The sequence below is a fragment of the Streptomyces sp. NPDC085866 genome (genome assembly GCF_044541035.1).
Lineage (GTDB): Bacteria > Actinomycetota > Actinomycetes > Streptomycetales > Streptomycetaceae > Streptomyces.
Genome location: NZ_JBITSQ010000013.1, coordinates 244,363 through 264,859, shown reverse-complemented (window position 1 = coordinate 264,859; position 20,497 = coordinate 244,363). Strand labels below are relative to the sequence as shown.

Annotated in this window: 19 protein-coding genes and 2 pseudogenes; 10 read left to right on the top strand and 11 right to left on the bottom strand. The window is 71.1% G+C overall.

Translation table 11 applies throughout. The annotated features are described in order from the left end of the window. Positions 1-8: 8 nt before the first annotated feature. From ACIF83_RS31770 to modA, 4 genes are read right to left on the bottom strand one after another with little or no spacing between them, the layout of a single operon-like run. Positions 9-428: a molybdopterin-binding protein gene (locus tag ACIF83_RS31770; protein WP_399732080.1), complete on the bottom strand. Its 420-nt coding sequence runs from the start codon at positions 426-428 to the stop codon at positions 9-11. 28 nt (positions 429-456) lie between these two features. Next, on the bottom strand, positions 457-1,542 hold the full coding sequence (locus ACIF83_RS31765) for an ABC transporter ATP-binding protein (RefSeq protein WP_393482675.1): 1,086 nt from the start codon (positions 1,540-1,542) through the stop codon (positions 457-459). Positions 1,543-1,594: 52 nt separating this feature from the next. Then, a complete protein-coding gene (modB, locus tag ACIF83_RS31760) occupies positions 1,595-2,461 on the bottom strand; it encodes a molybdate ABC transporter permease subunit (RefSeq protein ID WP_399732077.1) in 867 nt (288 codons plus the stop codon). Further along, complete coding sequence (gene modA / locus ACIF83_RS31755; protein WP_393482627.1) at positions 2,458-3,285, bottom strand: molybdate ABC transporter substrate-binding protein; 828 nt, start codon at positions 3,283-3,285, stop codon at positions 2,458-2,460. Before modA ends, modB begins: the two co-directional genes overlap by 4 nt. A 194-nt stretch (positions 3,286-3,479) precedes the next feature. Between modA and ACIF83_RS31750 the strand changes: the two genes are divergently transcribed. After that, positions 3,480-3,977 carry a molybdopterin-dependent oxidoreductase gene (locus ACIF83_RS31750; protein WP_399732074.1) on the top strand — a complete coding sequence of 166 codons (498 nt, stop codon included), beginning with the start codon at positions 3,480-3,482 and terminating at the stop codon, positions 3,975-3,977. On the opposite strand, the pseudogene ACIF83_RS31745 reads toward ACIF83_RS31750, so the two are convergent. Continuing rightward, positions 3,892-4,186 (bottom strand): annotated as a pseudogene (locus tag ACIF83_RS31745) (aldehyde oxidase); the annotation flags it as partial. The gene ACIF83_RS31750 and the pseudogene ACIF83_RS31745 sit on opposite strands and share 86 nt — an antisense overlap. Positions 4,187-4,330: 144 nt before the next feature. Beyond that, on the bottom strand, positions 4,331-4,726 hold the full coding sequence (locus ACIF83_RS31740; protein WP_145886473.1) for a molybdopterin-binding protein: 396 nt from the start codon (positions 4,724-4,726) through the stop codon (positions 4,331-4,333). Positions 4,727-4,851: 125 nt separating this feature from the next. On the opposite strand from ACIF83_RS31740, the gene ACIF83_RS31735 reads away from it, so the two are divergent. Continuing rightward, positions 4,852-5,448: a DUF1707 domain-containing protein gene (locus ACIF83_RS31735; RefSeq protein WP_393482621.1), complete on the top strand. Its 597-nt coding sequence runs from the start codon at positions 4,852-4,854 to the stop codon at positions 5,446-5,448. A 77-nt stretch (positions 5,449-5,525) separates the two neighbouring features. Here ACIF83_RS31735 and ACIF83_RS31730 read toward each other — a convergent pair whose 3' ends face one another. The 3 genes from ACIF83_RS31730 to ACIF83_RS31720 form a co-directional block, all read right to left on the bottom strand. Then, the gene (locus ACIF83_RS31730; RefSeq protein WP_393482618.1) at positions 5,526-7,475 is read right to left on the bottom strand and encodes an amino acid transporter; all 1,950 of its coding nucleotides are present in this window, start codon (positions 7,473-7,475) and stop codon (positions 5,526-5,528) included. Between the two features lie 338 nt (positions 7,476-7,813). Then, a complete protein-coding gene (locus tag ACIF83_RS31725; protein WP_393482615.1) occupies positions 7,814-8,371 on the bottom strand; it encodes a hypothetical protein in 558 nt (185 codons plus the stop codon). Between the two features lie 116 nt (positions 8,372-8,487). After that, positions 8,488-9,018: a universal stress protein gene (locus ACIF83_RS31720; protein ID WP_399732069.1), complete on the bottom strand. Its 531-nt coding sequence runs from the start codon at positions 9,016-9,018 to the stop codon at positions 8,488-8,490. 316 nt (positions 9,019-9,334) lie between these two features. Between ACIF83_RS31720 and ACIF83_RS31715 the strand changes: the two are divergent. The 7 genes and pseudogenes from ACIF83_RS31715 to ACIF83_RS31685 all read left to right on the top strand — a co-directional run. After that, positions 9,335-9,544, top strand: a pseudogene (locus ACIF83_RS31715) (SAV_915 family protein); the annotation flags it as partial. Between the two features lie 137 nt (positions 9,545-9,681). Continuing rightward, positions 9,682-11,013, top strand: a complete 1,332-nt coding sequence (gene lysA, locus ACIF83_RS31710) for a diaminopimelate decarboxylase (RefSeq protein ID WP_399732066.1) — start codon at positions 9,682-9,684, stop codon at positions 11,011-11,013. Between the two features lie 177 nt (positions 11,014-11,190). Next, entirely contained in the window at positions 11,191-12,681 is a 1,491-nt protein-coding gene (locus tag ACIF83_RS31705) for a glycoside hydrolase family 43 protein (RefSeq protein WP_399732063.1), read from the top strand. Positions 12,682-12,849: 168 nt separating this feature from the next. After that, a complete protein-coding gene (locus ACIF83_RS31700; RefSeq protein WP_399732111.1) occupies positions 12,850-14,145 on the top strand; it encodes an extracellular solute-binding protein in 1,296 nt (431 codons plus the stop codon). 6 nt (positions 14,146-14,151) lie between these two features. Then, the gene (locus tag ACIF83_RS31695) at positions 14,152-15,150 is read left to right on the top strand and encodes a carbohydrate ABC transporter permease (protein WP_399732060.1); all 999 of its coding nucleotides are present in this window, start codon (positions 14,152-14,154) and stop codon (positions 15,148-15,150) included. A 32-nt stretch (positions 15,151-15,182) separates the two neighbouring features. After that, positions 15,183-15,974 carry a carbohydrate ABC transporter permease gene (locus ACIF83_RS31690; RefSeq protein ID WP_399732108.1) on the top strand — a complete coding sequence of 264 codons (792 nt, stop codon included), beginning with the start codon at positions 15,183-15,185 and terminating at the stop codon, positions 15,972-15,974. Positions 15,975-16,030: 56 nt separating this feature from the next. Further along, positions 16,031-17,080 (top strand): endo-1,4-beta-xylanase, encoded by a 1,050-nt coding sequence (locus ACIF83_RS31685; protein WP_393482597.1) that lies wholly within the window; start codon positions 16,031-16,033, stop codon positions 17,078-17,080. A 117-nt stretch (positions 17,081-17,197) separates the two neighbouring features. On the opposite strand, the gene ACIF83_RS31680 is transcribed toward ACIF83_RS31685, so the two are convergent. Both ACIF83_RS31680 and ACIF83_RS31675 read right to left on the bottom strand, forming a co-directional pair. Further along, a complete protein-coding gene (locus ACIF83_RS31680) occupies positions 17,198-17,404 on the bottom strand; it encodes a DUF5999 family protein (RefSeq protein WP_393482669.1) in 207 nt (68 codons plus the stop codon). Between the two features lie 365 nt (positions 17,405-17,769). Further along, entirely contained in the window at positions 17,770-18,354 is a 585-nt protein-coding gene (locus tag ACIF83_RS31675; RefSeq protein ID WP_399732057.1) for a hypothetical protein, read from the bottom strand. Positions 18,355-18,922: 568 nt separating this feature from the next. Between ACIF83_RS31675 and ACIF83_RS31670 the strand changes: the two genes are divergently transcribed. Beyond that, positions 18,923-20,440, top strand: a complete 1,518-nt coding sequence (locus tag ACIF83_RS31670; RefSeq protein WP_393482591.1) for a glutamate--cysteine ligase — start codon at positions 18,923-18,925, stop codon at positions 20,438-20,440. Positions 20,441-20,497: the final 57 nt, after the last annotated feature.

The following is a 20,497-nucleotide window of genomic DNA, read 5'->3' as shown; positions in this document are numbered from 1 at the left end:
TGCCGTCCTCACGCCGAGGCCAGCGCCACCTCGGTCGCCTTGATCAGGGCGATCACGTCGGAACCGACGAAGAGGCCGAGGTCCTCGGCCGCGTCCTTGGTGATCACGGCCGTGAGTTCGCCGCCGGGCACCGAGACCTTCACGGAGGCCATGGCTCCGCCGAGGGCGATCTGGACGATCGCGCCAGGGAGCTGGTTACGGATCGACAGGCCCTCGAACCGGCTCGTGGCGAGCGAGATCTCCGTCGACTTCACCAGTGAGACGACGCGGGAGTCCGGGGCGAGGCCGAGCTGCTCGACGGCCTCCAGAGTGATGGCCGCCATGAGCTCCTGCCCGCCGTCGAGGCGGATCTTGACCGTGGCCATGACCTCGCCGGGGTGGACCTCGGTGACGGTGCCGGGGAGCTGGTTGCGGATGCTCAGTGTCATGGGCACCCACAGTAGGCTGCACGCCCGTTCAGGCAGGGTATGCGTGTGTCTGCGTCGCTTTGACCGTCGCCCAGACAGCTGCGCCGGGATGCAGGTCCAGCTCGGCCGCCGCGACGGTGGTGAGGTCGGCGGCGAGGGGGAGTTCGCCGGTGAGGTCTGCGCGGATCTGGTCGCCGTGGGTCTCCAGACCGGCGACCTCGCAGTGCCACAGGTTGCGGGCGCTGGTGCCGGTGGGCCGGTCCCGGAAGAGGGAGACGGCGACCGGAGGGAACGCCACGAAGACCGGCCCGGACAGCACCTCCGTGGTCGTGATCGAGGGGCCCGCGTCGAGCCGTACCGTGTGCCCCTCGGCCCGTCCCCGGTAGAGGTTGAGGCCGACCAGCTGCGCGATGTAGTCGGTGCGCGGATGGCGGGCGATGTCGGCCGGCGTGCCCTCCTGGACGACCCGGCCGTGCTCGACGACCACCAGCCGGTCCGCGAGCACCATGGCGTCCAGCGGATCGTGCGTGACGAGGACGGCGACCGCCTCGAACTCGGCCAGATGGCGGCGGAGCTGGGCGCGGACCTCCAGGCGGGTACGGGCGTCCAGGGCCGCGAGCGGTTCGTCCAGGAGCAGCAGCCGGGGCCGGGTGGCCAGGGCGCGGGCGAGCGCGACGCGCTGGGCCTGGCCCCCGGAGAGCCTGCGGGGCTTGGCGCCGGCGTGGTCGGCGAGGCCCATGCGGTCCAGCCAGGCGGCAGCCTGGGCCCGCGCCTCGGCCTTGGAGACGCCCCGGCAGCGCGGTCCGAAGGCCACGTTGTCCAGGGCGGACAGGTGCGGGAAGAGCAGGTAGTCCTGGAAGACGACACCGACCGGGCGGGACTCGGGCGGGGTGCGGTCCAGTGAGGCGCCGTCCAGCCGCAGGTGGCCGTCGGTGAGCGGGACGAGGCCGGCGAGGGCGCGTAGGGCGGTGGTCTTGCCGGCGCCGTTCGGGCCGAGCAGCGCGACGACGTCCCCGGGGGCGGCGGTCAGTGCCACGTCGAGCCGGAAGGAGCCTCGCTCGACGAGGAGCCGGGCGTCGAGCCCCTGCTCGCCCACCACCTCGAGTCCGGCCTCGGGGGTGTCGATGTCGGTCATGAAGAGGGCGCCCTCCGTCGGCACACGCACAGCGTCGTCTTCCATCCTCGCGTTACCGCCCGGCCCCCGTCAGCCACCGGTCCCGCAACCCCGCCAGGACCGCGACGGACACGGCCAGCAGGACCAGGCTGAGGGCGATGGCCGCCTCGGGGTCGTTCTGCAGGGCGAGGTAGACCGCGAGAGGCATGGTCTGGGTGCGGCCGGGGAAGTTGCCCGCGAAGGTGATCGTCGCGCCGAACTCGCCGAGCGCGCGGGCCCAGGCCAGCACCGCGCCAGCGGCGATGCCGGGGGCGATCAGCGGCAGGGTGACCCGGCGGAACGCGGTGAAGCGGGAGGCGCCGAGCGTGGTGGCCGCCTCCTCGAAGCGCGGGTCGGCGGCCCGCAGGGTGCCCTCGACGCTGATGACCAGGAACGGCATCGCGACGAACGCCTCCGCGATCACGACGCCGGTGGTGGTGAAGGGGAGGGTGATCCCGAACCAGGAGTCGAGCCACTTGCCGATGACGCCGTTGCGGCCCAGGGCGAGCAGCAGGGCCACCCCGCCGACCACCGGCGGAAGCACCAGGGGCAGGGTCACCAGGGCGCGGACGAGGCCGCGGCCCGGGAACTCCGTACGGGCCAGCAGCCAGGCCAGCGGCACCCCCAGCACCAGGCTCACGGCCGTCGCAGCCGTCGCGGTGATCAAGGACAGCTGGAGCGCCTGCCACACCTCTGCGCTGGTCAGCTGCTGCGGCAGGCTCCGCCAGGGAGCTCGTACGAGCAGCGCGATCAGTGGCAGCAGCAGGAACGCCAGAGCCACCACGCCCGGCACCAGCAGCGGCAACGGCACCCCACGTCGGCCCACCGTGCCGACGCGGCGGCGCCGCGGCCCACCTGTGCGGGGGTCGGCCGCGGCGCCGGGCTTGTCGAGCGAGGTCACGGCTTGAGGAACCCGGCCTCGTTCAGGACCTTCTGGCCCTCGGCGGACTGCACCAGCTCGATGAACGCCTTGGCCGCCGCGGCGTTGCCGGCGTTCTTCAGCAGGGTGATCGGGTAGTCGTTGATGGCGTTTGCGGACTCGGGGAACTCCACGCCCTCCACCTTGTCACCCGCGGCCTTCACATCGGTCTTGTAGACGACGGCCGCGTCGGCCTCCTTCAGCTCGACCTTCGTCAGGGCGGCCTTGACGTCCTGCTCGTAGGAGACCGGGGTGAGCTTCAGCTTGCCGGCGTCCAGGGCCTTCTGCGCGGCGGCGCCGCACGGAACGGTCTTGTCGCACAGGACGACCTTCAGACCGGACTTGGTGAGGTCCTTCAGAGAGGCCACCTTGTCGGGGTTGCCCGGCAGGGTGGCGATCTCCAGCTGGTTGCGGACGAAGGTGGCCGGGGTGCCGACCGCTTCCTGCTTGTCCGTCACGATCGCCATGGTCTTGGGGCTGGCGGCGGCGAAAACGTCCGCCGGGGCGCCGCTGGTGATGCTCGCGGCGAGGGTGTCGCTGCCGCCGAAGTTGAAGCTGACGCTGGTGCCGGGGTGGGCCTTCTCGAACTCCTTGCCCAGGGTCGTGAAGCTCTCCTTGAGGGAGGCGGCCGCGAACACGGTGACCTTCCCGGAGAGCTTCGGGGAGGCGGAGGACGACGAGTCCGACGCCTTCGACTTGGGCGACGAGTCGTCGGACGAGGAGGAGCAGGCGCTCAGTGCCATCAGGGCGGCGGCTCCCGCACCGGCCAGCTGCAGCATCCGGGTCCGGCGCACGGAACGGGTCATCACGGATCTACTCCTCGGGTCTGTGGAACAACGGTCGCGCCCTGGCACGGCCGGTCGATCGGCCGTGCGGCGATGATACTGCCGCATCTGCCAGGTGTAAGTCTCCTGTCGCATCGCATGAGCTGCGAAGTTGTGTCTTGGGGCTGGCATGTGCGTTTGTATGGTGCTCGGGCGGGGGTACCGTCCTGCGGGAGGTGGTCGCGGTGAAGCTCGCGGAACTCGCCCTGACCGGCGATCTCGTACGACCGGCCCGGCTGACCCTGCCGGACCTGCTCGGCTGGCGGCAGCACGTGGCGGACGTCAGCTTCGAGTGCGCCACCAGCGGCATCCGGCGCCACCGGTTCGCCGGTCCGCGCCTGTACGACGTGCTCGCCGACGCCGGACCCGGCTTCGACCCGGCCCGGCGCAAGGACCGGCTGCGCTTCCTCATCGCCGTCACCGGCACCGACGGCCACCACGCCCTGCTGTCCTGGGCCGAGATCGACCCCGACTTCGCCCACGCCCCCGTGCTGCTCGCCGTCACCAACGACGGCAGCCCGCTGGACGCGGCCGGCCCCCAGCTGGTGCTGCCGCAGGACCGCTGCGGGGCCCGGCACATCAGCGGGATCACGGCGATCCGGGTGGACGGGGGCTACGACTTCGACGGCCCGGTGCCCGCCACACCCGGTCGCACGTCGGCGGCAGCTCCGTGAACCGCTCGCCGGTCGCGTCCCGTACGGAGCCGGCCAGGGCGGGGGCGACCGGGTGAACGGGCTCTCGCTCATCGACCTGGCGTCCAGCGGCCCGATGGCGTCGGCTGTCACCGCGAAGTGAACCTCGGTGCGCGGGGCATCGGCGCACGGGGGGAGCCGGTAGCGGCGGAGCCGGCGGTGGCCACCCTTCCCCGCTCGTCCGGCCGTACCCGAGGGGCCGGGCTGTGCGGGGCGCAGGCGCAGGCGCGCCACGCCCTCACGTCGGCCGGGATCACGGTGCCGGACGCGCCTCCCTCCTCGTCGACGCGGGGGGCGTTCCGGAGGCGGCCCTGGAGGTGCCCTCGGAGGCGTTCTCAGACGCGGTCGATGTGCACGTTCGTGGACTTCACGCGCGCGGTGGCCTCCATGCCGACCTCCAGGCCCAGTTCCTCCACGGCTTCCCGGGTCAGCAGGGAGACCAGGCGGTGCGGGCCCGCCTGGATCTCCACCTGGGCGGCGACGTCGCCGAGCTTGATGGCGGTGACGATGCCCGGGAAGGCGTTGCGGACCGAGGTGTAGGAGGCGTCCTCCTCACCGCTGCCCGCCTTGGCCAGCTCGACCGAGAACGCGGCGAGATCCTTGCCGTCGATGAGCCGGCGCCCGGCCTCGTCGCGATGGGTGGCCACCCGGCCGGCGTCGGCCCAGCGGCGGGCGGTGTCGGGGCTCACGCCGAGCAGCCGTGCGGCCTGGCCGATCGTGTAGGACTGCATGCCGGTCACGATAGGGCCATGACGTGGGAACCGTGGGCGTGGGGTTGGCCGTTGGGTATAACGCGATATAGCGTTAGTACGTGACAGTGGATCCCCAGCAGGGGCGTCTGAATCGAGGTGAGGGTATGTCGGCCGAGCTGGTGCCCACGGATGTGCCGTCCGGATTGCGGGCCTCGCACGCGGACCGGGACCGCGTGGTGGACGTTCTGACGGCTGCCGCGGGGGACGGCAGACTCACCGCCGAGGAACACGACGAGCGGGTGGGGGCGGCCCTGTCTGCGCGCACGCTCGGGGAGCTGGCGGAGCTGACGGGCGACCTGCCGGACGCGTCCGGGGCGGCGCCGGTCAAGGACGTCGTCCGCATCGAGCAGCAGTTCTCGTCGGCCACGCGCGGTGACGGATGGTCGGTGCCGCGCCGGATGGAGATCGACTCGGAGTGGGGCGACGTGACCGTCGACTTCACCCGGGCGGAGATCACTCACGACACCCTCCGTATCGACCTGGACCTGCGCGGCGGCACCCTCAGGCTGATCACCCGGCCCGGCGTGGTCGTGGACACCGACTCCCTGGTGATCGACTACGGCACGGCCAAGGTGCGGCCGGCCGGGCAGCCCGGGACACCGGTCGTGCTGCGCGTGGAGATACACGGGCGGCTGAGCATGGGCCGGCTGGAGGCGCGGCCGCCGCGGCGGCTGTTCGGCAGGAAGACGGCGACGGCCTGAGGCGCGTGCCGTCTTCCCGGCCCGGTACGACTGTCGTCTCCCTCACCTGAGGGACCTGACGTGACCGCGAGGGTGCCTCAGCCGGTGTGGACGCGCGGGCGCCGGGCGCGGTCCGGTTCCGCCTCGCGCAGCACCTCACGGGTGACCGGGGCGACCTCGCCCTGCCCGAAGAGGAAGAAGCGCAGGAAGTTGGCGAACGGGTTGCCCTCGGTCCACTCGAAGTAGATGTGCGGGGTGCATCCCGTCATGTCCCGGACGTGGAGAAGCATCGCGGCGAGGGCGTTGGGGATGGAGGCGGACTCCAGGGTCAGGATGCGGTAGCGGTTGTGCAGGACCTCGCCACGCACGCTCAGGCCCGCCTCGAACTCGGAGGGGTCGGTGACCGTGACCTCCACGAAGACGAAGTCCTCCTGCTCGGGCATCTCGTTGTCGGCCCGGATCTGCTCGATCTTGTCGCGGTACTCGGCCTTGTCGCGCCGGCCGGGCTCGTTGGCGATGAACCGGATCTTGCGGCTGGCCATGTCCCGGACGAATCGTTCCGCCATCGGGTCCATGGACACGTGCGTCACGCGCAGCTCGAAGGCGCGGGCCAGCCGGGACAGCAGCGAGACCAGGATGATGCCGACGATGAAGCAGGCACCGATCTTCACACCGTCGGGGCGCTCGATGACGTTCACGACGGTCGTGTACAGGAACACCACCGAGATGATCGCGAACGTGACGCTCCAGCCGCGCTGGCCGGCCTTGTGCGCGGCGATGGTCACCGCGATCGCCGCGGAGCTGATCAGCACCAGCACACCGGTGGCGTAGGCGCCGCCCTGTGCGTCGACGTTGGCGTCGAAGATCCAGGTCACCAGGAAGGCGATCAGAGTGAAGACGATGACCATCGGGCGGACGGCTCGTGCCCAGTGCGGGGCCATGCCGTAGCGGGGCAGGTAGCGCGGCATCAGGTTGAGCAGACCGGCCATGGCGGAGGCGCCGGCGAACCACAGGATGGCGATGGTCGAGATGTCGTAGACCGTGCCGAAGGCCCCGCCCAGGTACTCGTGCGCGAGGTAGGCGAGCGCACGGCCATTGGCCTGGCCGCCGGGCTTGAACTCGTTGGCCGGGATGAGCAGCGTGGTGATGAAGCTGGTGGCGATCAGGAACGCGCTCATGATCAGCGCGGCGGTGGTCAGCAGCTTCTTGGTGTCCCGGATCCGGCCGACCGGACGCTCCTCGGTGTCGTCCTCGTCGCCCTGGACGTGCGGCATGACGGCGACACCGGTCTCGAAGCCGGACAGGCCCAGGGCGAGCTTCGGGAAGACGATCAGGGACACGCCGATCATGACGAAGATGTTGCCGTGCTCCGCGGTCAGGGCGCTGGTCCAGTCGGTGATCACGTGGCCGGCGGTGACGACGTGGTACAGGCCGACGATCACGACGACGACGTTGAGCGCGAGATAGATGCCGACCAGGGCGACGGCGACGCCGATGGCCTCCAGGAAGCCCTTCAGGAACACCGCGCCGAGCAGGGCCACCAGGAACAGGGTGATCAGCATCTGGTAGCTGTGGAGCACGCTGGTGAGGTGCGGGTTCTCCACGAGGTGGGTGGAGGCGTCGGCGGCCGACAGGGTGATCGTGATGAGGAAGTCGGTGGCCGCGAAGCCCAGCAGCGTCAGAACGAAGAGCTTGCCCTGCCAGAACGAGAGCAGGCGCTCCAGCATCGCGATGGAACCCTCGCCGTGCGGGCTCTCCTCGGACACCCGGCGGTACACCGGGAGGGCGCCCGCCAGGGTGACTATGACGAGCACGATGGTCGCGATGGGCGAGAGCAGACCGGCCGCGAGGGCCGCGATGCCCGGCTGGTAGCCGAGGGTGGAGAAGTAGTCGACACCGGTCAGGCACATCACTCGCCACCAGCGCTGGCCCTTGTGCGCGGGCTCCGGCTGGGCTTCGGGGCGGGCGTGCCCCTTGCCCATGTCGGACAGCCCCTCCAACATCCAGGTGCGCAAGCGACTGGGAGGAGGGTGCTCGGTCGTGGCCATCGGCGTGCTCCTGGTGTGCGGCTCAGCTGTTTCCGGCCATCACACGGACGGCGGCACCAGCGTATGCAGAGAGTGACGCCTGGGCCCACGGATCCGGGGCCTGGAGGCGTCAATCTTGCGTTAAGAAAGACCCGACGGGAGGAGGTGACACGTCAAGAAGCGGTGGCCCGCAGGCCGACGGCACGCGTTGGACTGTATAGGGGAGAGCGGCCGCGAACTCCGGGTCGGACACCCAGCGTCATCTCGTACGACACCTCCATGCTGCCCCGCGGACAGCGGAAGCGCAGCCGCAGCGAGCGGACATGCCTGAGGTGGGCTGACACCCAACGGCGCGTCCGCTACTCCAAACCCGACGCCCTGAACACCATCAGTGCCGCCTCCCGGTCGATGCGCTCCGTCAGCTCGTGCAGGGCCGTCGAGCCGGAGCGGAGGGTGCCGGAGGCCTCCGAGGCGTGGGCCGCCTCGGTCAGGCGGAGCCAGAGGTCGGGATTGCGCAGGAGCACGTCGGGGTCGATCTCGATGCGGGCGCCGAGGGCGTCGCGCAGGACCAGGCGCTTGGCGACGCCGTCCAGCGGGCGTACCGCGACCAGCCGGTCGGTGCGGACCCGGCGGGTGCGCAGCAGGCGGCGGGAGGCCAGCCAGTCCTCCCCGGCCGAGACGCGGGCGGGGAAGAGGACGAGGAAGAGGAGCAGGGCCAGCGACACCCACAGGGCCGAGCGCCACCACGTGAGGGTGCCTGCCGCCAGGTCGACGAGCAGCAGCATGCCCAGCAGCACGGCCGCGCAGCGGGCCGAGCTGTACAGGTCCGAGGTCCACTGGCGGTCGTACACCACGGCACCGGTGCTGTGCGGGTGCGGGGCCGTCACCTCGGATCGGGTGTCGTCGTGGTGCTCCATGACTTCGACGGTAGGGAGAGGAGAGCCTGGTGGGACAGGGCCGTGCCGGATGTTGACGGGACCCTGACGGCACGGCGGTGTGTCCTGACGCGCTCCTTGACGCGTGCGCAGCGCCCTCACAGGCCCCGGATGTCCATGCGCAGATGCCAGGCGTTGCGGCGGTGGACGGAGACCAGGTCGGACTCCAGCGGTGACGGCGGTACCGCGAGGACCGGGCAGTCGGCGTGTGAGAGGCAGTGCCGGGAGACGCGGCCCGAGAAGGCGCGCTGCAGGCCGCGCCGGCCGGCGCCCACGACCAGCAGGTCGTTGTCGCGGTCGGCGGTCGCCACCAGTGCCCTGCCCGGAGTGCCGCGGACGATCACGGCGTGCATCGGCACCCCCGGCCCGTCGTCCCCGAAGATCTCCTCGAGCACGGAGGCCAGCCGCTGCTTGGCCAGCCGCTGCCACTCCTCGACCAGCAGACCGGCGGCGGGGGAGCGGCGCGCGGCGGGATCGCCGCCGGGTGGCTCCCAGGCCAGCACCGGCCAAAGCTCCGCACCCAGTCTTCGGGCCAGCGCCGCGGCCCGGCGCAGGGCCGTGACGCTGCCCAGGGAACCGCTCACCCCGACCACCACACGGGCGGCCGCCGAGGTGTCGTAACCGGACATGACTCCACCGTTCCTCACGCATGCCCGCGGGCGAGCCCCGCGGGTGTGCCCGCGTACAGGCTTCTCTTCCATCCCACTCCCGTACAGGCGATTCGACCAGCCGACGGGAGCAATTTCTGGCGGGTTGCTGACGGCTCCGGCCCCTCCGGTGTCCGCGCCCGTCAGCAACCCGTCAGTGTCGGCCCGTTCGCCGTCAGCATCGCGTCATGAGGGATCGGGTCAGCGGCCCGGCCGGGCATAGCGTCGAGGCAGCCCCGGTCCGCCTCCCCGCGTCCGGGGCGCTCAAGGCCACCACGCTCCTCCCAGGAGGCAACCCATGCTCGAACTCGTCTGCGGCGACGACCCGGAGCCTTCCGAACGCACCCCGGCCGGACCCCTGTTCGTCCCCGTCCGGCCGGGACCCGCCGGGTGCACGGCCCGCCTGTTCCGCAGCCCCCTCGGCGGCCGCTCGGCCGTCGCCTTCACCTCCGCCCGCCTCCTCGGCCACACCCTGGGCCCCGACCAGCCGTGGATCCGCCTCGCCGAGCCCGCGCTGCGCGCGCTGACCGCACCGCTCGGCGTCACCTCCCTCACCGTGGACCCCACCTTCTCGGCCCCGGCCCCCGCCCCCGTCGCCCGGACGATCCCGCTCCCGGCCTGCCGGATCACCGAGGGGAGCACCCGATGGCCACCCTGCACGAAGCAGCCGTACCCACCGCACTCACCGGTCTGTCCGTCTGGCCCGCCTCGGCCACCGAGTCCCGCCCCGGCGACCTGGCCGTGGGCGGAGTCCCGCTCGCCGAGATCGCGGACCGGTTCGGCACCCCCGTCTACGTGCTCGACGAGGGCGAGGTGCGCGAGCGCTGCCGTACCTACCGGCAGGCCTTTCCCGGGGCCGAAGTCCTCTATGCGGCCAAGGCGTTCCTGTGCCGGGCCATGGTCCGCTGGACGGACGAGGAGGGCCTGGGCCTGGACGTCTGCTCGGCCGGTGAGCTGGAGCTGGCGGTCACCGCCGGCTTCCCGCCCGAGCGGATCGTCCTGCACGGCAACGCCAAGTCGCCACGTGATCTGGAGCTGGCGCTGCGCCTGGGCGTGGGCCGCATCGTGATCGACAGCCCCGCGGAGATCGCCCGGCTGGCCGCCGCCCTCGGACCCGACGGCCGGCAGCAGGTGCTGGTCCGCGTGGTGCCCGGGATCGCGGCGGGCGGGCACGAGAAGATCCGCACCGGCACCGAGGACCAGCAGTTCGGCCTCTCCCTCTCCGACGGCCACGCCCAGGACGCCATCGCCCGCATCCTCGGCCGGCCGCAGCTCCGACTCGTGGGCCTGCACTGCCACTTGGGCTCGCAGATCACCAGCGTGAAGCCGTACGCCACCGCCGTGCGCCGCATGGTCGGCCTGCTGGCGCGGCTGCGTGACCAGCACGGTCTCGTCCTGTCCGAGCTCGACCTCGGCGGCGGGCACGGCATCGCCCACCGCCCCGGCGACCCGGCCCTCGACCCGGCCGTCCTGGCCCGCAGGGTCCGCGCCGAACTCGCCGCGTCCTGCGCGGCGGCCGACCTGCCGGTGCCCCGCCTCGTCATCGAACCCGGCCGGGCGATCGCCGGCCCGGCGGGCGTCGCCGTCTACCACGTCCTCGCCGTCAAACGGACCGGCGACCGCGCCTTCGTGGCGGTCGACGGCGGCATGAGCGACAACCCGCGGCCCGCCCTGTACGGCGTCCGCTACGCACCCCGTCTGATCGGGCGGCCCGCCACGGCGCCCCTGACCCCGGTGACCGTCGTCGGCCGGCACTGCGAGGCCGGTGACGTCCTCGCCGAGGCCGAACTCCCCGCCGACGTGCGCCCCGGCGACCTGCTCGCCGTGCCCGCGGCAGGCGCCTACCAGCTGTCCATGGCCTCCGCCTACAACCTGGTCGGCCGCCCGCCGGTGGTCGCCGTTCACGCCGGCCGGGCTCGTCTGCTGGTCCGTCGCGAGTCGCTCGCCGACCTGCGCAGCCGCGACGTGGGCCTCTGACGCCGCCTCGTCCGGCGTCACTGTCCCGCGCACCGGACTCCCGGGCGGGCCGGTCTTCCCTCCCTCGCCGACCGGCCCGCCCGGGCCTTCAGCTGCTCCGTCCGCCTGAGCCCCACCGTAGCGTGACAGTAAGATTCGCCGCCAGGTTCGAAACTTTCGACTACCTGTGAGGCGTACATGCGGACGTACGACAACCCCGTCATCCCCGGCTTCCATCCCGACCCGAGCGTGTGCCGCGTGGGGGACGACTACTACCTGGTGTGCTCCAGCTTCGAGTACTTCCCCGGCCTTCCGCTGTTCCACAGTCGGGACCTGGTGCACTGGCGCCAGATCGGCAACGTCCTCGACCGGCCCGGGCAGTTGGCGCTGCCCGACGACGTGCCGGCCTCCGGCGGCGTCTACGCGCCGACCGTCCGGCACCACGACGGGCTCTTTCACGTCGTCACCACCTGCGTCGGCGCCGGCGGGACCTTCCTCGTCACCGCCGAACGTCCCGAAGGGCCCTGGTCGGACCCCGTGTGGATCGACCTGCCCGGCATCGACCCCGACCTCGCCTGGGACGAGGACGGGCAGTGCTGGTGCGCGATGGCCGGGGTCACCGTGGCCCGCATCGATCCGCGGACCGGGAAGGTGCTCGAAGGGCCGCTGCCGATGTGGTCCGGCACCGGTCTGCGGGACCCCGAGGCGCCGCACCTGTACCGGATCGGCGACTGGTGGTACCTGCTGCTCGCCGAGGGCGGCACCGCACTCGGCCACGGTATCTCGGCCGCCCGCGCCCGCTCCCCGCGAGGCCCCTGGGAACCGGCGCCCGGCAATCCGCTGCTGTCCCACCGCGGCACCGGCCTGCCGGTCCAGTGCACCGGCCACGCCGACCTGGTCCAGGCGGCCGACGGCAGCTGGTGGATGGTGCTGCTCGGCACCCGGCCGCGCGGCTGCTTCCCGGAGTTCCACGTCCTGGGCCGGGAGACCTTCCTGGTGCCGGTGGAGTGGGTGGACGGCTGGCCCCGGGTGGGGCCGGTACGGGAACGGCATCCGGCACCGGCCGCCTGGGCGCCCCTCCGGCCGCCGCCCGTCCGGGACGACTTCGCCGCCCCGAGCCTCGCAGCGCACTGGATCTCCCCGCGCCGCCGGCCCGACGGCTGCTGGTCCCTGACCGAACGGCCGGGCCGGCTGACCCTGACGGCCACCGGCGACAGCCTCGACCGGCCCGGGCACACCTTCGTCGGCCGCCGCCAGCAGCACCCCGACTGCCGGGCCGCCGCGCTGCTCGACCCCGGACCGGCGTCGCGCTCCGGGCTGTCCGTCCGGCTGGACGAGGCACATCACTACGACCTCGAAGTGGGCGGGGGCGAGGCCGCCGTGGTCGTACGGATCGGGCCGGTGCGGCAGCGGATCGCCACCCATCCGGTGCCCGCGGGCCCGGTCACCCTGGCCCTCGAGGTCCGCGCGTCCCGGGAGCCTGCACCGCTGAGCGGACCCGACAGCATCGCTTTCTCGATCGAAACTTCCGACGGAATCGTTCGACTGGCCGAACTGGACGGCCGCTATCTCTCCACCGAGGTGGCCGGTGGCTTCACCGGACGTGTCCTCGGCATGTACGTCACCGAGGGGAGCGCGGCCTTCGAGTGGTTCGACTACGAGTCCGCGACCTGCTGCACGACATCTTGACGCCCCCAACGCGCCTTCCTAGAGTCGCGGTTCGGAACGTTCGGGAATCTGAGCGAATGTTTCGGCCCACCGGGATGCGGTGAACGATCCGGCGGCATGCGGTGGGCCCCGCTTTCTCTTGTCGGGACCCTCTCCGAAGTAACTCCGAAAGTTTCGAAGGAGCGCATGATGGGCGACCCTGCACTGTCCCGCCGCGGCTTCCTGGCGGCCTCCGTCGCCACCGGTCTCGGTGTGACCGCACTCAGCGGCTGCGGCGGCGACTCGGAGGGAGGGTCGTCCTCGGGGACGACCACGATCGAGTGGTGGAACATCTCGACCACCGAGCCCACCAAGACCGTCTGGGCCGGCCTCGCCAAGCAGTTCGAGGCCAAGAACCCCAAGGTCAAGGTGAAGATCGTCCAGCTGGAGAACGACGCCTACAAGTCGAAGATGACGGCACTGACCGCCTCCGGGAAGCTGCCGGACATCTTCCACACCTGGGGCGGCGGCGTCCTGAAGCAGCAGGTCGACGCGGGCCTGGTCGAGGAACTCGGCGACCGCACCAAGCCATGGGCCGACGGACTCCTGCCGGTGGCCAAGCAGCCGTACCTCCTCGACAACAAGCTGTACGGCATCCCGTTCGACATCGGCATGATCGGCTTCTGGTACAACAAGGCGCTCTTCGAGCAGGCCGGCATCAGCGCGCCCCCGACCACCTGGAGCGGCTTCCTCGACGCCGTACGGAAGCTGAAGGCGAAGGGCATCACCCCCCTCGCCCTCGCCGGCAAGGAGAAGTGGCCCGGCATGTACTACTGGGCCTACCTCGCGATGCGCACCGCCGGCGTCGACGCCCTGCAGAAGGCCGGCGACGCCAAGGACTTCACCGGGGCCGGGTTCGTCGAGGCCGGGCAGCACCTCAAGGACCTGGTCCAGCTCCAGCCGTTCCAGAAGGGGTTCCTCGGGGCTGCCTACTCCACGCCCAGCGGGCAGGCCGCCACCGTCGGCAACGGCAAGGCGGCCATGGAACTCATGGGTCAGTGGGCCCCGGTCGTGGAGGCCGACGCGGGCAAGGGCCTCGGCACGAACCTCGGCTTCTTCCCGTTCCCCGAGGTCGAGGGCGGCAAGGGCGCCATCACCGAGGTGTTCGGCGGTGGCGGCGGGCACGCGCTGAGAAAGGGCGCCCCGCAGGCGGCCGTCGACTTCCTGAAGTTCTTCGCCTCGGCCGCCACGGACATCGAACTGGTCAAGAAGACCAATACCCTCCCGGTGGTCCCGGCCGCCGAGAGCGCCATCTCCGACCCCAACACCAAGGCCGTACAGGCGCAGTTGAAGGGCGCCACCGGATTCCAGCTCTACCTCGACCAGGCGTACGCGCCCGCCGTCGGCCAGGAGGTCAACGACAGCGTCGCCGCGCTCATCGCGGGTTCCAAGTCCCCCGAGCAGGTCGCGCAGTCGGTCACCAAGACCGCGAAGGAAGAGCAGTAGCCGGCGATGACCTCCACCTTCCTCCCGGACAAGCGGTCGGGTCCCGATGCCGCCGTGCCCTCCCCGGCCGTTGCCTCGGCCCGGGGGCGGGCGCGGCGACGCACCCTGAACTGGCTCACCGCGGTCGGCTTCCAGGTCCCCGCACTGGTCCTGTTCCTCACGCTGGTGCTGATGCCGATGCTGTTCGCGCTGTACGCCGCCTTCTTCCGCTGGGGCGGCTTCGGCATGCCCTCCGACTACACGGGCACGGACAACTTCACCCGGCTCTTCCAGGACCCGGTCTTCCTGGGCGACCTGTGGCGTTGCCTGGTCCTGGTCGTCCTGTCCCTCGCCCTGCAGCTGCCGTTCGCGCTCGCCATGGCCGTGGCGCTCAACCAGCGGCTGCGCGGGCGGGCCGTGTACCGGATGCTGTTCTTCGCGCCGTACGTCCTGTCCGAGGCCATCACCGGTGTGCTGTTCAGCATGGTCTTCGCCCCGGACGACGGACTCGCCGACCACGTTCTCGGCAGCATCGGCCTGGACGGGCTGGGCGGTGAGTGGTTCGCCGATCCGTCCTACGTCATGGCGACCCTGTTCCTGGTCATGACCTGGAAGTACTTCGGCTTCCACATGATGCTCCACCTGGCCGGACTCCAGGCCGTTCCGGCCGAGTTGACCGAGGCGGCGCTGATCGACGGCGCGGGTCCCTGGCAGCGCTTCCGCAACGTCACCCTGCCGCTGCTCGCGCCCACCCTGCGCATCAGCGTCTTCCTGTCCGTCATCGGGTCCATCCAGCTGTTCGACCTGGTGTGGGTGGTCACGCAGGGCGGACCCGACCACCACTCCGAGACGATGGCCGTGACCATGTTCCAGTTCGGCTTCAAGCGCTACCAGGTCGGCTACGCCAGCGCGATCAGCGTGGTCATGTTCGGCATCTGCCTCGTCTTCGCCCTCACCTACCAGCGGTTCGTGCTCCGCCGCGACCTCGAAGGGGCCACCACGACGATGAGGGGAGACGGCACGTGACCCGCAAGAGTGCGCGCACCCTGCCGCTGCACATGATCCTCGTGGCCGTCGGCGCGGTGATGGCCGTACCTCTGGTGTACGCCGTCCTCTCCGGCTTCAAGTCCACCGACGAGCTGTCCGGCAATCCGTTCGGGCTGCCCGAGCACTGGCTGACCGGGAACTACACCGGCATCCTCGGCTCGGGCGACTTCTGGCGGCTGGTCGGCAACAGCACGCTGATCGCGGTGGGCACGACCGTGCTCGTGGTGGCCGTGTCCGCGCTCGCGGCCTTCTCCTTCGCCCGGTTCGCCTTCCGCGGGCGGGAAGTGCTGTTCACCGTGTTCACGATGGGGCTGATGTTCCCCTTCGCGGTGGCCGCGTTGCCGCTGTTCCTGCTGCTGCGCTCGCTGGACCTGCTGGACAATCCGCTGGGCGTGATCCTTCCGCAGGCCGCCTTCGGACTGCCGATGACGATCATCATCCTGCGCGGCTTCTTCCGGGACATCCCCGGCGAGCTGGAGGAGGCGGCCACCCTCGACGGCTGCAGCTCCTTCGGGTTCTTCTGGCGGGTGCTGCTGCCCATGGCGCGGCCCGCGCTCGGCACCGTCTCCGTCCTCGCCGTCGTCACCAGCTGGAACAACTTCTTCCTGCCACTGCTGGTGTTCACCGACCCCAAGTGGTGGACCCTGCCCGTCGGCGTCCAGCAGTTCCAGGGCCAGTACTCCTCCGACTACGCCCGCGTCTTCGCCTACCTCGTCCTCGCCATGGTCCCCGCCCTCGCCTTCTACTCGGTCGCCGAGCGCCAGCTCGTGGGCGGCCTCACCGCCGGCGCCACCAAGGGCTGATCACACCGGCCGAGCACACCGGCCGAGCACACCCTTCGAGAGACAGGAGTCGCACCATGCCCAAGAACAGCACGCGTCTCAGACTCACCGGCGCCCTCGCAGCCGTCCTGGTGGCGGCCGGCCTCGCCACCGGCCCCGCCGCCCAGGCCCACGAGCGGCAGCCCACCCTCGCCGACCTGGCCCAGCGCCACGGCCGGTACTTCGGCAGCGCCACCGACAACCCCGAACTCTCCGACAGCGCCTACACCGGCATCCTCGGCAGCGAATTCGACATGATCACGCCCGGCAACGGCATGAAGTGGTACGCCACCGAGCCGCAGCAGGGCGTCTTCGACTGGGCCAACGGCGACCAGATCGTGAACCTGGCCCGCAAGAACCACCAGAAGGTCCGCGCCCACACCCTGGTCTGGCACAGCCAGCTGCCCGGCTGGCTCACCTCGAAGCAGTGGACGGCCACCGAACTGCGGGCAGTGCTGAAGAAGCACATCACCACGGAGGTACGGCACTACCGGGGCAAGGTCTACTCCTGGGACGTCGTCAACGAGGCGTTCAACGAGGACGGCAGCTACCGCGAGACCCTCTGGTACCAGACCCTCGGCCCCGGCTACATCGCCGACGCACTGCGCTGGGCCCACCAGGCCGATCCGCACGCCCGGCTCTACCTCAACGACTACAACATCGAGGCCGTCGGACCGAAGAGCGACGCCTACTACCGGCTGGCCGAGGACCTGAAGGCGCAGGGCGCCCCGCTCGACGGCATCGGCTTCCAGGCCCACCTGGCCCTCCAGTACGGCTATCCCACCACCCTGCAGGACAACCTCCACCGCTTCTCCCGCCTCGGCCTCGACACCGCCCTCACCGAGGTCGACGTACGGATGCAACTGCCCGCGACCGAGCAGAAGCTCGCCGAGCAGGCGGACTGGTACCGGGACCTGACCGCGGCCTGCCTGGCCGTGCGCCGCTGCGTGGGCGTGACGGTCTGGGACTACACCGACAAGTACTCCTGGATCCCGGCCTTCTTCCCGGGCGAGGGCGCGGCCCTGCCCTGGGACGAGCACCTGAACCCCAAGCCGGCCTACACCGCGCTGCGGGAGGCGCTGCGATAGCGCTCGGCTACGCACCGTAGCCACCCCCGGACACACGTCGGGGCCGGTGCGCACCGTGGGTGTGCGGCCGGCCCCTTGGGGTCACCGGGCGGTGCGGCGGACCGCCCGGGGCGCTGCTCAGGCGGCGGTCATCACCTGTTCCGCACCGAGCGGTCGGTGCGGGGCGATGACGCGGCCGTCGGGCAGCAGCTCACCGGTGTCCTCGAAGAGCAGGACGCCGTTGCACAGCAGACTCCACCCCTGCTCCGGGTGGTGCGCCACGAGGCGGGCGGACTCCCGGTCGGCGGACTCGGCTTGCGGACACGGTGGCTGGTGCTGGCACATGGGTGGGATCTCTCGCTCGGTCGTGGTCATCTTCGTCCCCCGTGGTGATAGTCGGTCGGAACCCAGTGTTGCCCTCTGGGCGTCATTCCGCAGGGATTTCGCAGCACCGCTTCTCACAGGTTCATGACGCGTCACCCACGCGGACGGTTCATTCCAACTGCACTGTCCCTTTGGGTGGTTCGGGGTGGCCGGATAGGACTAGTCCGGACGTGAGAGAGCCTTTTTCGGCTCGTCGGAGCGGCTAATTGCTCGTACGAGCGCATTCCATTCCCGTGGGGCGCCGCAGTCCCGGAGAAGTATTCACATCCCGGAAAAAACAGTCGTACCCCGCTTCCCTTCCGGGCAGCGGGGTACCTGGGCGTCGTTCAGGCGGGTGAGCCGAGCAGCGGGACGGGAGTCGCCCGATGGGTCAGCACCGGCAGCAACTCGGAGACCCGGCAGGGCCGGTGGGCCGATATGCCGGGCGGCGCCGGGGCCAGAGGTATCAGCAGGTCGGTGGCGGCCGGATGACCCTCGGCGGGCTCGGCGGCGACCTCGCCGTGCAGCCACAGGGTGAGCATGTACAGGCCGGGCACGGAGAGCAGACGCGGCTGGTACGGCTGCGGCAGCGCCTCGGCCTGCTGCAGGGCTCGCTCGGTGGAGACGATGTAGGGGCCCTCGAAGAAGTGCGAGAAGGCCCAGCCGTCCGGGGTGAGCATGGTGTCGGCCGCGGCCACGGCGCGGTCGCCGCAACGTATCAGGAAGCGCCACCCGGCCAGCCGGGTCGCGGACAGGCCCTGCGCGGTGATCCGGTCCAGCACGTGCACCGGAAGAGGCAGTTCGGGCGTCACGGGGCCCCGCGCTGCGCGCAGGGAGGGAGTTCGGGAATCACGGACCGCGGTGGGTGAACCGAGGGCCGTGAGGACGGAGCGCAGGGCGGGCGCGGGTGCAAGGGGCACATGCAGCGGCATGGTGGGTCGCCTCTCGTTCGACAGGCGCGGCGGCGCGAGGGAGGGTGGGGCGGACGGCGCTGTCTGCTCACGGGTGGCCTGAGAGGTGGGGGCCCGGATCGGTGAACGAGGGTGCGGCTGAGGCCTGCCGCCCGTCACTTCGGCGGCAGGAACACGTCGGGAAGCGGGACCGCGGGCACCAACCTTAGGCCTTGTTCGCAAGGTTATACGACACGTGTTCAGACGATGTTTCGTCTACCGGATTCAGGTCGACCCGACAAGGGGTCATTCAGCCGATGGTTCGCGTAAATTATCCCGATTTCCGGTCTGCGATCGCGCGGCTGACCTCGGAATACACCGTCATCGCGGTCGGCCGAATGCCGTCGGCGTTTTTCACGAGGCGGGCTGGGAACCCGAAGATGCGTACTGCGGCATGCCCCGTGAATGTGCCGCGGGGAACATTCGACAGAGTAGCGGGTGTCGCGCCCGCATGGGACGTTATCGATCGCTTCGGCTGGGCATCATCCCACCTGACCCGGGACCCCGGCGGCCGGATCTGCGGCCCGCCCATCCAAGGAGGGACACTTCGATGGGGGAGAAGGTCGTGGCGGGGCAGTTCGACCTGTCCGATCGCCAGCGCTACCGCGAAAAGCTCCAAAAGTGTCTGGCGGGACTGGAGCGGCTGCTGGTCGAGAAGCGGTTCGACCGCCCGAAGAACCTCATGGGTGTGGAGATCGAATTGAATCTCGCCGGCCCCGACGGCATGCCGAAAATGCTGAACGGGCAGGTGCTGGAGCGCATCGCGAGCCGCGATTTCCAAACAGAACTCGCCAGGTTCAACCTGGAAGTGAACATAGCCCCACACCGGCTGGGCGGCCGCGTATTCGACCGGCTCGCCGAGGAACTGCGCACCTCCCTGGCGTATGCCGACCGGAAGGCCGGCGAGGTGGACGCCGGAATCGTGATGATCGGCATTCTGCCCACGCTCGAGCCCGACGACGTGGTCTCCGCCAACCTCTCCGAGGCGGACCGTTACACCCTGCTCAACGACCAGATCGTGGCCGCCCGCGGCGAGGACTTCGTCCTCGACATCGAGGGGGTGGAGCACCTGACCCGCACCTCCAAGTCCATCGCCCCCGAGGCCGCGTGCACCTCCGTGCAGCTGCACCTCCAGGTCACCCCGGCCCGCTTCGCCGACGTGTGGAACGCGGCACAGGTGGCGTCGGCCGCGCAGATCGCCGTCGGCGCCAACTCGCCCTTCCTGTTCGGGCACGAGCTGTGGCGCGAGTCCCGGGTGCCGCTGTTCCTGCAGGCCACCGACACCCGCCCGCCGGAACTCCAGGCCCAGGGGGTGCGGCCGCGCATCTGGTTCGGCGAACGCTGGATCTCCTCCGCGTACGACCTGTTCGAGGAGAACCTGCGCTTCTTCCCGCCCCTGCTGCCGATCTGCGACGCCGAGGAGCCGCTGGAGGTCCTGGACGCCGGCGGCGTACCCCGGCTCGCCGAACTCGTCCTGCACAACGGCACGATCTACCGCTGGAACCGGCCCGTCTACGACATCGCGAACGGCGTGCCGCACCTGCGCGTGGAGAACCGGGTGCTGCCGGCCGGGCCGACCGTCACCGACGTGATCGCCAACGCGGCCTTCTACTACGGCCTGGTGCGCGCCCTCGCCGAGGAGCCCCGGCCGATGTGGACCCGGCTGCCCTTCGCGGTGGCCGAGGCCAACTTCGACGCGGCGTGCCGGTACGGCATCGACGCCCGCTTCGTCTGGCCTCGGCGGGGACGCTACGGCGGCACCGGCGAGGTCGACGCGGTCACCCTGGTCCGCGACGAGCTGCTGCCGCTGGCCTCGGCGGGGCTGGACGCGTGGGGCCTGGAAGCCGCCGACCGGGACCTCTACCTGGGCGTCATCGAGGAGCGGTGCCGGCGCCGGGTCAACGGGGCCTCCTGGCAGGCGGCCACCTTCCACCGGGCCCTGGAACAGGGACTCGGCCGCGAGGCGGCCCTCGCCGCGACGACCCGGCGCTATGCCGAGCTGATGCACGCGGGGGAGCCGGTGCACACCTGGCCCGTCGGGCTGCCCGAGCCGGTGCCGCTCGGCTGAGGGCCGTCGGTCACCGGGGAAGCACTGCCCGGCCACGCACTCCCCAGGTCGATCCGG